At 72.4% G+C, this 14013-nt stretch carries 8 protein-coding genes; 3 read left to right on the top strand and 5 right to left on the bottom strand.

The window, feature by feature from the left end; genetic code table 11:
* Positions 1-10 precede the first annotated feature (10 nt).
* Positions 11-5443 (top strand): pullulanase-type alpha-1,6-glucosidase, encoded by a 5433-nt coding sequence (pulA, locus tag ACX6XY_RS12060; protein WP_460329170.1) that lies wholly within the window; start codon positions 11-13, stop codon positions 5441-5443.
* 63 nt (positions 5444-5506) lie between these two features.
* Here the strand turns inward: pulA and ACX6XY_RS12055 are convergent, their stop codons facing one another.
* The 5 genes from ACX6XY_RS12055 to ACX6XY_RS12035 all read right to left on the bottom strand — a co-directional run bounded on the left by ACX6XY_RS12055 (position 5507) and on the right by ACX6XY_RS12035 (position 11980).
* Complete coding sequence (locus ACX6XY_RS12055) at positions 5507-6202, bottom strand: TetR/AcrR family transcriptional regulator (RefSeq protein WP_460329167.1); 696 nt, start codon at positions 6200-6202, stop codon at positions 5507-5509.
* Positions 6203-6248: 46 nt separating this feature from the next.
* A complete protein-coding gene (locus ACX6XY_RS12050; protein WP_460329165.1) occupies positions 6249-7376 on the bottom strand; it encodes a PDR/VanB family oxidoreductase in 1128 nt (375 codons plus the stop codon).
* A gap of 1 nt (position 7377) precedes the next feature.
* Positions 7378-8295 carry a metal-dependent hydrolase gene (locus tag ACX6XY_RS12045; RefSeq protein ID WP_460329162.1) on the bottom strand — a complete coding sequence of 306 codons (918 nt, stop codon included), beginning with the start codon at positions 8293-8295 and terminating at the stop codon, positions 7378-7380.
* Positions 8296-8421: 126 nt separating this feature from the next.
* Entirely contained in the window at positions 8422-10398 is a 1977-nt protein-coding gene (locus ACX6XY_RS12040; RefSeq protein WP_460329159.1) for a hypothetical protein, read from the bottom strand.
* 127 nt (positions 10399-10525) lie between these two features.
* Entirely contained in the window at positions 10526-11980 is a 1455-nt protein-coding gene (locus ACX6XY_RS12035; RefSeq protein ID WP_460329157.1) for a DUF1996 domain-containing protein, read from the bottom strand.
* 275 nt (positions 11981-12255) lie between these two features.
* Here ACX6XY_RS12035 and ACX6XY_RS12030 point away from each other — a divergent pair, with 275 nt between their 5' ends.
* Together ACX6XY_RS12030 and glnII are read left to right on the top strand one after the other, a co-directional pair.
* Positions 12256-12723 (top strand): hypothetical protein, encoded by a 468-nt coding sequence (locus ACX6XY_RS12030; RefSeq protein WP_460329155.1) that lies wholly within the window; start codon positions 12256-12258, stop codon positions 12721-12723.
* A 230-nt stretch (positions 12724-12953) separates the two neighbouring features.
* The gene (gene glnII, locus ACX6XY_RS12025; RefSeq protein WP_460329153.1) at positions 12954-13985 is read left to right on the top strand and encodes a glutamine synthetase; all 1032 of its coding nucleotides are present in this window, start codon (positions 12954-12956) and stop codon (positions 13983-13985) included.
* Positions 13986-14013: the final 28 nt, after the last annotated feature.

The raw sequence follows: 14013 nt of genomic DNA, 5'->3' as shown, positions 1-14013 counted from the left end.
ACCCCGGCCCGTGATATCCCCGCCCACCCCGCGCAGAGCGGCCACCGCCGTGGTGACGCTCGCCCTGTGCGGGTCGCTCGTCTCGGCCGTGCCCGCCGCGGCGAAGAAGCCGCCCAGGCCGCCGTCGGACGCCAAGCTCGCCGCCCAGCCCGCGCGGCACGACCTGACCCGTGAGCAGTTCTACTTCGTCCTCCCGGACCGCTTCGCCAACGGCGACCCGGACAACGACCGGGGCGGCCTGACCGGCTCCCGCCTCAAGACCGGCTACGACCCCGCCGACAAGGGCTTCTACCAGGGCGGCGACCTCAAGGGCATCACCGACCGGCTCGACTACATCAAGGGTCTCGGCACCACCGCCATCTGGATGGCGCCGATCTTCAAGAACCAGCCGGTGCAGGGCGAGGGCGAGGACGCGTCGGCCGGATACCACGGCTACTGGATCACCGACTTCACCCAGGTCGACCCGCACTTCGGCACCAACGCCGACCTGGAGAAGCTGATCGACAAGGCCCACGCCAAGGGCATGAAGGTCTTCTTCGACGTCATCACCAACCACACCGCCGACGTCGTCGACTACCGGGAGAAGTCCTACGACTACCTCTCCAAGGGCGCCTTCCCGTACCTGACGAAGAAGGACGGCGTGCCCTTCGACGACGCCGACTACGCGGACGGCGGGACAAAGAAGCGCAAGAAGGGAAAGAAGGGCAAGAAGCGCAAGTTCCCCAAGGTCGACGCGGACTCCTTCCCGCGCACCCCCGTCGTCCCGGACGCCAAGAAGGACCTCAAGGTCCCCTCCTGGCTCAACGACCCGACGATGTACCACAACCGCGGCGACTCCACCTTCGCGGGCGAGTCCAGCCAGTACGGCGACTTCTACGGCCTGGACGACCTCTGGACCGAGCGCCCCGAAGTCGTCAAGGGCATGGAGAAGATCTACCAGAGGTGGGTCAAGGACTTCGACATCGACGGCTTCCGGATCGACACCGTGAAGCACGTCAACACCGAGTTCTGGACCCAGTGGGCCACCACGCTCGACCGGTACGCCGCCAAGAGGGGCCGTGAGGACTTCTTCATGTTCGGCGAGGTGTACTCCGCCGACCCGGCGATCAACGCGGAGTACGTCACCGAGGGCCGCCTCGACGCGACCCTGGACTTCCCCTTCCAGGAGGCCGCCCGACAGTACGCCTCGCAGGGCGGTTCGGCGGCGGGACTGGCGAACGTCTTCGCGCAGGACTACCGCTACACCACGGACAAGGCCAACGCGTACGAGCAGGTGCCGTTCCTCGGCAACCACGACATGGGCCGCTTCGGCACGTTCCTGAAGCAGGACAACGCCGGTGCCGACGACGCCGAACTGCTCAAGCGGTACGGGCTCGCCAACGAGCTGATGTTCTTCTCGCGCGGCAACCCGGTCGTCTACTACGGCGACGAGCAGGGCTTCACCGGCGCGGGCGGCGACAAGGACGCCCGCCAGACCCTGTTCGCGTCGAAGACCCCGGACTACCTCGACGCCGACAAGAACGACCAGCTCGGCACCGACCGCACCCACGCCGAGGGCGCCTACGACACCGAGCACCCCCTCTACCGGCAGATCGCCGAGCTGTCCCGGCTCACCGCCGAGCACCCGGCCCTGCGCGACGGCGTCCAGACCGAGCGCTACGCCGCCGACGGCCAGGGCGTCTACGCCTTCAGCCGCATCGACGCCGACGCGGACGCGGACGCAGTCGCCGCCGCCGACGCGAAGACCGAGTACGTGGTCGCCGCCAACAACGCCGCCGAGGCGCGGACCGTGGAGCTCCCGACCGAGTCCGCTGGCATGGACTTCCGTACGCTGTACGGCGGTTCCGCCACCGTGACGAGCGGTCCCGACAAGAAGATCAAGGTCACCGTCCCGGCGCTGTCCTCCCTCGTCCTCCAGGCCGCCGAACCGCTCGCCGCCCCCGCCGCCAAGCCCTCGCTCACCCTCAAGGCCCCGAAGGCGGGCGCCGCCGGCACCGTGGAACTCACCGCCGACGTGTCCGGCGGCCAGCTGAACCGGGTCGTCTTCGCCGCCCAGCAGGGCCACGGCAAGTGGCAGGTGCTCGGCTCCGCCGACCACGCCCCGTACCGGGTGACCCACCAGGTCGACGCCCCCGAGGGAACGGCCCTGCGCTACAAGGCCGTCGTCGTCGACTCCGCCGGACGCACCGCCAGCGACCTGGCCGCCAGCACCGCGGGCGCGCCCCCGGCCGACGAGCCGCCCAGCGCGGTCGAGCGCGACTACGCGGTGGTGCACTACCAGCGCCCCGACGGCGACTACGACGGCTGGCGGCTCACGTCCGGCGACACCACCGCCCCCTTCACCGGCCGCGACGCGTACGGCGCGTTCGCCTGGCTGAAGCTCGACGAGGGCGCCGCCAGCGTCTCGTACACCGTCGAGAAGGACGGCACGGCCGACGGCCCCGAACGCACCGTCGCGCTCGCCAGGACCGGCGAGGTCTGGATCGCCCAGGGCGAGGACGGCCAGCGGGACACCGCGCCCGACGGGGCCTACCCGCCGCAGGACGAGACCAAGGCGGTCCTGCACTACCAGCGCGCCGACGGCGACTACGACGGCTGGGGCCTGCACGTGTGGACCGGGGCCGCGAACCCGACCGACTGGTCCAAGCCGCTCCAGCCGGTCCGCACCGACGCCTACGGCGCGGTCTACGAGGTGGAGCTCGCCGACGACGCCGCGTCCCTCAGCTACATCCTGCACAAGGGCGACGAGAAGGACCTCCCCGCCGACCAGTCCCTCGACCTCACCGCGAACGGGCACGAGGTCTGGCTGCTGAGCGGCCAGGAGAAGTACCTGCTGCCGCAGCCCGAGGGCGGCGGCGCGGCCCTCGACCCGACCAAGGCCGAGGCGGTCTGGATCGACCGGAACACCGTGGTCTGGGACGGCGGCCCCAGCGCCGCGTCCGCCCAGCTGCTGTACCAGCGCGGCGGCGGCATCGCCGTCGAGGACGGCGCCCTGACCGGCGCCGACGACGCCCGCTGGCTCCGGCTGACCGAGACGTCCCTCACCGACGCGCAGAAGAAGAAGTTCCCGCATCTGGCCGACGTCCGCGCCTACGCCGTCGACCCGCGCGACCGCGACACCGACCGTATCCGCGACGCCCTGAAGGGCCAGCTCGTCGCCACCCAGCGCGCCGCCGACGGCGCCGTGCTGACCGCCACCGGCGTCCAGCTCGCGGGCGTGCTCGACGACCTGTACGCGGGCGAGGCCGCCAAGGCCGACCTCGGCGCGACCTTCGACCGCAAGGGCCGCCCCACCCTGCGCGTATGGGCCCCCACCGCCCAGCGGGTCTCGCTCCACCTCGACGGCCGCCGCAAGCCCGTCGCCATGAAGCGCGACGACGACAGCGGAGTCTGGTCCGTCAGGGGCAAGAAGTCGTGGAAGGGCAAGGCGTACCGGTACGCCGTCAAGGTCTGGGCCCCCAGCGTCCAGAAGGTCGTCACCAACCAGGTCACCGACCCCTACTCGGTCGCCCTGACCACCGACTCGAAGCGGAGCCTCGTCGCCGACCTCGGCGACCAGCGCCTGGCCCCCGAGGGCTGGTCGACGCTGAAGAAGCCCGCCGCCGTGCCGCTCACCAACGCCCAGATCCAGGAGCTGCACATCCGCGACTTCTCGGTCGAGGACGCCACGGCGAAGAACCGCGGCGAGTACCTGGCCTTCACCGAGAAGAACACCAAGGGCAGCCAGCACCTGAGGGACCTCGCCGAGTCCGGGACCTCGTACGTGCATCTCCTCCCGGCCTTCGACATCGCCACCATCCCCGAGGAGAAGCAGGCCACCGTCGACTGCGACCTCGCCGCCCACCCGGCCGACTCCGCCAGGCAGCAGGAGTGCGTCGCTAAGGTCGCGGGCGAGGACGCCTACAACTGGGGCTACGACCCCTACCACTACACGGTCCCCGAGGGCTCGTACGCCAGCGACCCGGACGGCACCCGGCGCACCGTCGAGTTCCGGAAGATGGTCCAGGCCCTCAACGAGGGCGGGCTGCGCGTGGTGATGGACGTCGTCTACAACCACACCACCGCCTCCGGGCAGGACGACACCTCCGTGCTCGACAAGATCGTCCCCGGCTACTACCAGCGGCTGCTCGCGGACGGCTCGGTCGCCACCTCCACCTGCTGCGCCAACACCGCGCCCGAGAACGCGATGATGGGCAAGCTGGTCGTCGACTCGATCGTCACCTGGGCGAAGGAGTACAAGGTCGACGGCTTCCGCTTCGACCTGATGGGACACCACCCGAAGGACAACATCCTCGCCGTGCGGAAGGCGCTGGACGCGCTGACCCTCGCCGAGGACGGCGTCGACGGCGAGAAGATCGTGCTGTACGGCGAGGGCTGGAACTTCGGCGAGGTCGCCGACGACGCCCGCTTCGTGCAGGCCACCCAGCGGAACATGGCCGGAACCGGCATCGCCACCTTCAACGACCGCTCCCGCGACGCGATCCGCGGCGGCGGCCCGTTCGACGCCGACCCCGGCGTGCAGGGCTTCGCCTCCGGCCTGTACACCGAGCCCAACTCCTCGAAGGAGAACGGCACCAAGGCCGAGCAGAAGGCCCGGCTGCTGCACTACCAGGACCTCATCAAGGTCGGCCTGAGCGGCAACCTCCGCTCGTACACCTTCACCGACACCAGCGGCCGTACGGTCAAGGGCTCCGAGGTCGACTACAACGGCGCCCCGGCCGGATACGCCGACGCGCCGGGCGAGGCCCTGTCGTACGCGGACGCGCACGACAACGAGACCCTGTACGACGCGCTCGCCTTCAAGCTGCCGTCCGGTACGTCCGCGTCCGACCGGGCCCGGATGCAGGTGCTCGCCATGGGCACGGCCGCGTTCGCGCAGGGACCCGCGCTGTCCCAGGCCGGAACGGACCTGCTGCGCTCCAAGTCCCTGGACCGCAACTCCTATGACAGCGGCGACTGGTTCAACGCCGTCCACTGGGACTGCCGGGACGGCAACGGCTTCGGCCGCGGCCTGCCCCCGGCGGCCGACAACGAGGACAAGTGGGCGTACGCCAAGCCGCTGCTGACCGAGGTGCCCGCGGTGGGCTGCGCGCAGATCGAGGGCGCGTCGGCCGCGTACCGGGACCTGCTCCGGATCCGCACCACCGAGGAGACCTTCTCGCTCGGCACGGCGGACCAGGTGCAGGACGCGCTGTCCTTCCCGCTGTCCGGGAAGGACGAGACGCCGGGCGTGATCACGATGCGGGCCGGTGACCTGGTGGTGGTCTTCAACGCCACGCCCGAGCGCCAGACCCAGCGGGTGGCCGGGCTCGCCGGTGCGGGCTACCGGCTGCACCCGGTCCAGGCCGACGGCTCGGACCCCGTGGTGAAGTCGGCTTCGTACCAGGCGGAGTCGGGCGCCTTCACGGTCCCGGCCCGCACGGTGGCGGTGTTCACCCGCTGAGCCGTGCCGCGCTGCCGGCGCCCGCGCCCCGCACCGGATCCGCTCCGGTGCGGGGCGCGGGCGTCACGGCCTGGGCGCCAGGGCGACGAGGCGCTCCACCAGGTCCGCGAACGGGCCGTCCGGCGGCTCCGCCGCCAGCACCCCGCGCAGGATCGCCGCCATCTCGTCGTCGTACGCGGCGCTCACCGCGACCAGCGCCGCGAAGTCGTGCACCAGCTGCAACTCCAGCTCGCGGCGCGGCACTCGACGGCCCTCAAGCCAGATCAGCGCCGTGGACTCGGCCAGCGACACCCAGGAGCGCACGACCAGCTCCAGGCGGGCCGGGGGCCGGGTGACGTCCAGGTGGGACAGGATCTGCTCGTACGCGGCCTGGCGCACCGAGTCGATCAGCGCGTTGGTCGCCGACGAGCCGACGGCCGGGCCGCCGCGCATCAGCGCCGAGAAGCCGGGCCCGTGCTCGTCGACGAAGTCCAGGAAGCGGCCCATCACGCGCAACAGCCGCGCGCCCAGGGGGCCTTCGCGCGGCTCGTCGAACCGGGCCGCGAGATCCTCGGCGGCCCGCCGCAGCGCGGCCTCGTACAGGCTCATCTTGCCGGGGAAGTAGTGGTAGACGAGGGGGCGCGAGATACCGGCGGCCGCCGCTATCTCGTCGATGGATACCTCGTCGGGGGAGCGGCGGCTGAACAGGTCGAGCGCCACGGCGATCAGCTGCCGCCGCCGTTCCTCGACACCCATCCTGCGGCGCACCCCGGTCGTCATACGAACACCTTAACGGCCGGGGCGCGCTGTCGGCCTCACGGCCGCCTCACAGGTCGAGCACCAGTCCTTCACGCCGTGCGCGCGAGACGCAGATCAGCATCGAGTCGGTGCGCTCGGCGTCCGTGAGCAGTTCGTCGCGGTGGTCGACCTCGCCGCTGAGCACCCGCTGTTGGCAGGTTCCGCAGAAACCCTGCTGGCAGGAGTACGGGGTGTCGGGCAGCTCCCGGCGCACGGCGGCCAGCACCGTCTCGTCGGCCGCGACGGTCACCTTCCGGCCGCTGCGCCGCAGTTCCACGTCGAACGCCTCATTGCCGACGTCCGCCGCGGGCGCGGCCGGAGTGAACCGCTCCAGGTGCAGGGCGCAGCCCGCGGGCAGGGCCGCGGCCACCGCGTCCATCAGGCCGCCGGGCCCGCAGCAGTAGACCGCGGCGGCCTGCGGGGCCGAGGCGAACAGCGCGCCCAGGTCCGGCAGCCCGGCCTCGTCCTCGGGCACTGCCGTCACCCGGTCCGCCGCGCCGTCCAGCCGCGCGATCTCCGCCAGGAACGGCATCGAGCTCCGGGTGCGCCCGCCGTACAGCAGCCGCCACTCGGCCCCCGACGCGGCCGCGGCGCGCAGCATCGGCAGGATCGGGGTGATGCCGATGCCGCCCGCGACGAAGACGTACGCGTGCGACGACACCAGCGGGAAGCGGTTGCGGGGGCCGCGCACCTGGACTTCGACGCCCTCGCGCAGCACTTCGTGGACCTCGCGGGAGCCGCCCCGGCCGCCGTCCGCCTCGGGGATCAGCCGGGTCGCCACGGTGTACGAGCCGGTGTCCGCCGGGTCGCCGCACAGCGAGTACTGGCGGACGGCGCCGGACGGCAGCACCAGGTCCAGGTGCGCCCCCGGCGTCCAGTCGGGCAGCTCACGTCCGGCCGGATCCGCGCCAGCCAGCCGGATCCGGACGACCCCGTCGGCGATGTCAGCGCGGTCGGTGACCCGCATGCGCAGGGTGCGGCCGCGCGGGCGTCCGGAGGTCGGCCGTTCGAGCGCGGGCATCGGCCACAGCGGCGAGCGGGCGATGCGCCGCCGCAGCGCCCGCCGGGCGAGCAGGGCCGCGCCGACGCCGGCGAGCGCGGCGACCGTACGGGGGCGGGGCGGCACGAGGGCCTTCGCGGGTGTCCGGGGCGGCATCTCAGGCGGCGCCCTTCTCACGGGCCTCGGCCGCGAGCGCGGCGGGCGACGAGGCGAGATAGGCGACGGCCTGCCGGGTCGAGCCCTCCTGCGACGGGTGGTAGGCGCGGCCCAGATAGCGGGGGATGGACCGGACCATCGCCCCGGTCGTGGGCAGCACGCCCTGCCGCCCCTTGGCGAAGAACTCGCCGAAGGTCGGCTTGGCGTCGGCGGGCAGCGTCGGGTCGTTCGCCATGAAGAACCGCACGCCGCGCTGCCACAGGAAGACCAGCGCGCCGAAGGCCGTCGCCCAGGTGCGCGCCCGGCGTGCGTAGCCGCCGTCGACGTGCAGGAACAGGTCGAACGCGACGGACCGGTGCTCGACCTCCTCGGCGCCGTGCCAGCGCAGCAGGTCCAGCATGGTCGGATCGGCCCCGCGCCGGTCCAGCTCGTCGGCGTTCAGCACCCAGTCGCCGAGGAACGCCGTGTAGTGCTCGATCGCCGCGATCGTCGCGACCCGCTCCAGCAGCCACCACTTACGGGCCCGCCCCGGCGGCAGCGTACGGTCCCCGAGCAGCTTCTCGAAGAACCAGTCGACCTGCGCGGTGTACGGCGTGGGGTCCAGGCCCTGCTCCCTGAGGTGCGGCAGCACCTCGTCATGGGCCTGCGAGTGCATCGCCTCCTGGCCGATGAACCCGATGACGTCCGCGCGCAGCCGCTCGTCCCCGATGTACGGCAGCACCTGCTTGTAGACGTGCACGAACCAGCGCTCGCCCGCGGGCAGCAGCAGATGCAGCACATTGATCATGTGCGTGGTGAAGGGGTCGCCGGGCACCCAGTGCAGCGGCGTCTCCTCCCAGGCGAAGGAGACCTGGCGAGGCTTGAGCGCTATGTGCTCAGACTCGACGGGCCGGGGAAGCCGGGCCTGCTTGTTAGACATGGCGTCAATGTACTGACGGGTACCGCAGGGCGACACCCCCCGTGCACGGGGTTTTTCCCGGCGCACGGGTTTTCCCGGAGTACGGGTTTTTCCCGGCGCACGGGTCTTTCCGGCGCACGGGTTTTTCTAGCGCAGCCCCCGCAGCTCGGTTCCGTCCGCCAGGCGGCCCGTCAGCTCCGCCTGTACGCCGTCGTCGGCTGGCAGGGCGAGGACGTTGCCCCGAGCCGACCCCGTGACGCCGCCCGTCGCCGAGACCTTCGCGACGTTCTTGCTGCCCGCCGCCAGGACGTACCAGTTTCCGGCCGAGGACTTCCACAGCACCCCGGCGAGCACCCGCGGCGACCGCGCCCCGCACGCCGGGGAGTTCTCGGCCTTCGCCGCGATCGCGCCCGACTCGCCGCCCGGCGGGTGGAACTGCGCGAGCGTCCTGCTGCCGGCGCCGCGCCAGGTCTCCGCGCGGGTGCACATCCAGGTGGCGGTGCCGCCCGACTCCGGGAGCCGCTGGTACGAGTACGGCCAGGAGTTCACCGTACGCACCCCGCTCGACCCGACGGCGGGCAGCAGGCAGGCCGTCCCCGACCAGCGCTCGCGGGCCCGCGCGGTGGACACGTCACGCGGCTTCTCGGGGCGGCCCCAGGTGAGCCGGGCCGGGGTCAGCTCGCCCAGGTCGGCGAGCAGCCGGGTCGCGGTGGCGTCCCGTACCTCCAGTGTGTTGACGGTACGGCACTCGCCGCCGCGCACGGGGCTGGCGAGCGGGTCGGTGACGCCGTCGGCGGCGCGCCCCAGCGGCTTGGGCTCCGCGTCCGGCTTGAGGAGGTCGCGCACGGCCGTGTCGCGCACCCAGGGGGCGGTCAGATAGCGGACGTTGCCGTGCTGGCGGCTGACCACCACCGCGGCCGAGCCCGCCGCGTCGGCGCCGTCCACGCGGGCGAAGTCCAGCGCGACGCCGCCCTTGCCGCTCTCGCCGCGCGGCTCGGCGTACCGGGTGATCCGCAGGCCGTCGTACAGCAGCACCACGCGGGCCTGGCCGACCTCGCCCGCGTACAGCAGCTGCGCGGGCCCCGGTGGCGCGCCGGACGGGGTGCCGGGGGTCGCCGAGACCCGGACCGACTCGCCCGGACGCGCCCAGACCGCCAGCGCCCGGCGCAGCAGTTCCTTGTCGTCGGTGAGCGCGCCGCGCGCGGGCCACACCGAGAAGTCCGTACGGGAGGCGTCCCGCCAGGCGCCGTTCGGCGCGGTGGTCAGCCTGGCCGGGTCGAGGGCCGCTTCGGCCGCCGGGTTCTTCGCGTACGGGGGAGCCGCCGCCCCGTCGGGGCCCCAGCCGTCGCCGGGCAGCCCGAGCAGCGCCCCGCAGACCAGGACCGCGACCGTCGCGGCGACGGCGGCCCTGGTGTGCTGGCGGCGGCGCAGCAGGTCGGTGGGTCTCGCCTGGAGCGAGCAGGGGTCGAACTCCGGGGATCTGAGCAGCGCGTACGGCGCTTCGACCTCGTCGGCCTCGGCGAGCGCGGTGTGCGGGTCGTCGACCCCGGCCGCGTCCAGGAGCCCGCGTACCTCCCGGTCCGGCAGCCGCTCCAGGCCGCGCAGCGCGAACGCGGCACGGCCGGGGCCGCTCAGCGTGGACAGCCGCTGGTCCAGGGCGAGTTCGTCGGCGCCGCCGGGGCGCGGGAACAGCGTGATCCCGCGCACCTGCGGCAGCAGCGGCGGCAGTTGCGCCCGCCGCGGCCAGGCGAACCGCCGTAGCGGCAGCCCCGCCTGGAGCGCGCCGCGCACCACCCGCAGCCGGACATACGCGTATCCGGGGCCGGGGTCGGGGCCGCCGCCCTGGCCGGGCACGGCCGAACCCTCGCCGGGGACGCGGCCCTTGGGCAGCGCGCGCTGCGTGAGCGCGTGCGCGGTCAGCACCCGGCGGGTGCGGCCGAGCGACGACGGCAGGACCAGGTACGCCAGCCGCACCAGGCGCGGGTAGTGCTCGACCAGCGCGGCCTCGGCCCGCTCCACATCGATGTCGGGATCGACGTCGGCACCGGGATCGGCACCGGGATCGGTGCCGGGTTCGGGATCGGGTTCGGGGGAGGGGCGCGTGGCGACATCCGGAGAACTCACGTTCAGCAAAACGAGCGAATCGTGCGTTGGTCACCCCGGTGAGGTCACCCGATGGGGTCACGTGGTGGGGCGCCGATGGGGGCGCGCGGTGGGGCGCCGGTGGGGTCGCGCGTTGGTCACCCCGGCGTCAGCGGCAAGTGCGGCCCTGGTTGATGCAGTTCACCGCCTTGCGCATCAGCCGCTCGTCGAAGACGTTGATGAAGTCGCCGTGATCGGTGACGGGTTTGTGCAGCTGCTCGGGGAACGAGTCGATCGCGAAGTTCCGTTCGGCCGGTACGTCGTAGACGACGCGCTGCACGAGCTGGGGGATGGCCCGAAAGCCTCGCGGGCAGGAGCCGTCATCGCGCGTGAACGCCACATGGTCGCGGTGGTTCGCGCTGTCGGTGTTCCGGCCGTCCCAGCAGCTCTGGAACTTGAAGGTGCGCACCACGCTGCTTCCCTCGGGGCAGAGCGGGTACTTGTCCGTGAGCTGGCGGTCCTCGAAACCGGTGCAGCTCCAGGAGGCGTTGGCGTTGGCGTCGCCGTTGGTGAACGACTTGGCGTCACCGGTGATGACGCGCAGGAAGCGCGGCATCGCGGCGACCCGGCCCACCGGGCTCCCGACGAACCTCAGCTCGACCTCGCTGGGGGTCTGGATCTCGCCCACGTTCTGGTCGTTGCCGCCGCCGTCCTCGGCCGCGTCCCGCTCGACCGTGCCGTTCTGGATCCGCAGGACCGGCCAGTAGTACGTGGAGCGGTCGCCCTGGTTGCGGCAGGTGGTGGCGCCGTCCGCCAGATCCTCGTCATCGGAGAAGGCGTCGGTCGCCTGGTTGCCGACGTAGTCGTGCATATGGTGCGCGCCGTTGCGCACACCGGGCGCGACGATCACGTTGTCCGGGTTGAACTTGCCGTTCTCGTTCACGCCGCATTCGGTGACGAAGACGCCCTTCGACGCGCCGCGCAGCTGGCGGGGTTCGCTGACGTTCGGCCGGACGGACTCGATCTCGACGAAGTCGTCGGCGACGGGACCGTTGCCCGCCTGGCCGCCTGCCCGCCCGCCGTCGCGGTCGGACTCGGAGTCGCGGTCGGACTCGTCGGGGTCGTCGGGGTCGGATTCGGACTCGGCGCGCATGGCGCACCGCGCCAGCGCGGCCAGGCCGTCGGGGCGGTCGGCGGACCGCCCGACCGCGGTCGCGATCCGGTCGATGGCCGCGCCGCGCTTCGACTCCAGGGGCCCGAGGATGACGTTCCACACCGCGTTCGGGTCCCGCTCCAGCTGTCTCCTGGAGTCGGCGAACCTCCGGTAGGCCTCGGCGATCTGATCGTCGATGCCCGCGAGTTCGCGGCCGACCTCGGCCCGCGCGGCCTCCGGCACCTCCCGGAGCCGGTCGCCGACGTCCGGGCAGTCGATCGTGGACAGCCGCTGCGCGGTGTGCGCGCGGCGGTCGCTCCGCTCGGCGCGGTCGTCGTCGTACCAGCCCTCGCCCGCGGAGGCGTAGACACCGGCCGTGACCAGCCCGCCCGCGCCCAGGACCAGCGCGGCGACGGCCGCGGTGACCCGCCGCGCGGGCGTGGAACGGCGTTTGCGTTTCGCGTTTCGCATGGATCTCCTAGCTTCGGTGCCGGGGACATGTGGGGTGTCCGGCAGGGGAGGAGCTCTCTGTTCCATACGGGGATGAGGGGACCGGTGTTCAACGGGCCGCGACGTCATGGAAGCCGTCGGCGGACGGGGCGCGGGGCGCGGGGGTTCCGGGACCTTCGGCCGGACGGACGGGACCTAAGCCACTCGGATACGGGTCGTTAGCGGGGCGAACAGGACTCCCAGTGCCCCTAGCGTGGGTCCTGCGACCGACGTATCGGCTGACCACGAGGGACCCCATGCGGAACTGGATGTTCGGCGGCGTGTACGGCACAGTCCTGGCCAGCGCGCTGCTCGCCGCCCTGCAGGCGGACGGCGAGTTCACGCCGTACTATGACGCGGCCTGGGTCATGGTGACCGCGGGAACCGCCGCGCTCGCGCACGGTTACGCCCACCACATGGCCGCCCATGAGCCGGGCTCCGGCAGCCACCGGTGGCGGCAGCTCGGCCGTGCGCTCGCCGACGAGTGGCCGGTGGTCGTCGCGGGTTTTCCCACGGCGCTGCTGTTGGTGGCGGCGGGGGCGGCCGGCTGGCCAGCGGACGAGGTCACCACCGCGGGCCTGGCCCTGAACGCCGGGCTGCTCTTCGGCTGGGGCGCCTTCGCGGCCCTGCGGGTGGGGTACCGGCGCCGGTCGGCGGTGCTGATCGGAGGCGCGGACGCGATGATCGGGTTGCTGATCGCCGTGGCCAACGCGCTGATCAAGTGATGGGTCGTGCCCCTGTGCCGTGCCCCTGTAGCCGTGGCTCTGTATGCAGGTCGCGGGGACCGTGCGGGCCGTTTCCGCCCCCTCTCCGGTGCGGGTGCGTGCCGCGTTACACGGGGTTCACAGTCGGGCAATGGACGGGAAATCGCCGGTTGTCAGGCTGCGCTTACAGCGTGCGTGCCACCGGCCGCCGTGACAGCACCCGCAGCAGAGCCCGCAAAGGATGGCGCCCCGTGACGTTCAAGGCCGAGTACATCTGGATCGACGGCACCGAGCCGACCGCCAAACTTCGCTCCAAGACGAAGATCATGGCCGGTTCCGGCGCGAGCCTCGCCGAGCTGCCCGTCTGGGGCTTCGACGGGTCCAGCACCAACCAGGCCGAGGGGCACGCCTCCGACTGCGTCCTGAAGCCGGTCTTCTCCTGCCCGGACCCGATCCGCGGCGGCGACGACCTGCTGGTGCTGTGCGAGGTCCTCAACACGGACATGACGCCGCACGCCACCAACACGCGGGCCCAGCTGACCGAGGTGGCGGAGCGGTTCGCCGCCCAGGAGCCGATCTTCGGCATCGAGCAGGAGTACACCTTCTTCAAGGGCTCCCGCCCGCTCGGCTTCCCCGAGGGCGGCTTCCCGGCCGCGCAGGGCGGCTACTACTGCGGCGTCGGCTCGGACGAGATCTTCGGCCGCGACGTCGTCGAGGCGCACCTGGACAACTGCCTCAAGGCCGGTCTCGGCATCTCCGGCATCAACGCCGAGGTCATGCCGGGCCAGTGGGAGTTCCAGGTCGGCCCGCTGTCCCCGCTGGAGGTCTCCGACCAGCTGTGGGTCGCCCGCTGGCTGCTGTACCGCACCGCCGAGGACTTCGAGGTCTCCGCGACGCTCGACCCGAAGCCGGTGAAGGGCGACTGGAACGGCGCGGGCGCGCACACCAACTTCTCCACCAAGGCGATGCGCGAGGGCTACGACGCGATCATCACCGCCTGCGAGGCGCTGGGCGAGGGCTCCAAGCCGATGGACCACGTGAAGAACTACGGCGCGGGCATCGACGACCGCCTCACCGGCCTGCACGAGACCGCCCCGTGGAACGAGTACAGCTACGGCGTCTCCAACCGCGGCGCGTCGGTCCGCATCCCGTGGCAGGTCGAGCAGGACGGCAAGGGCTACATCGAGGACCGCCGCCCGAACGCCAACATCGACCCGTACGTGGTGACCCGGCTGATCGTCGACACCTGCTGCACCGGCCTGGAGAAGGCCGGACAGGCCTGACCGACGGCACGACAGCGGCGCAGGGCGC

Source organism: Streptomyces sp. O3 (genome assembly GCF_054788135.1).
Note: the sequence above shows the minus strand (reverse complement) of the source record. Positions and strands in the feature narration are given on the sequence as shown.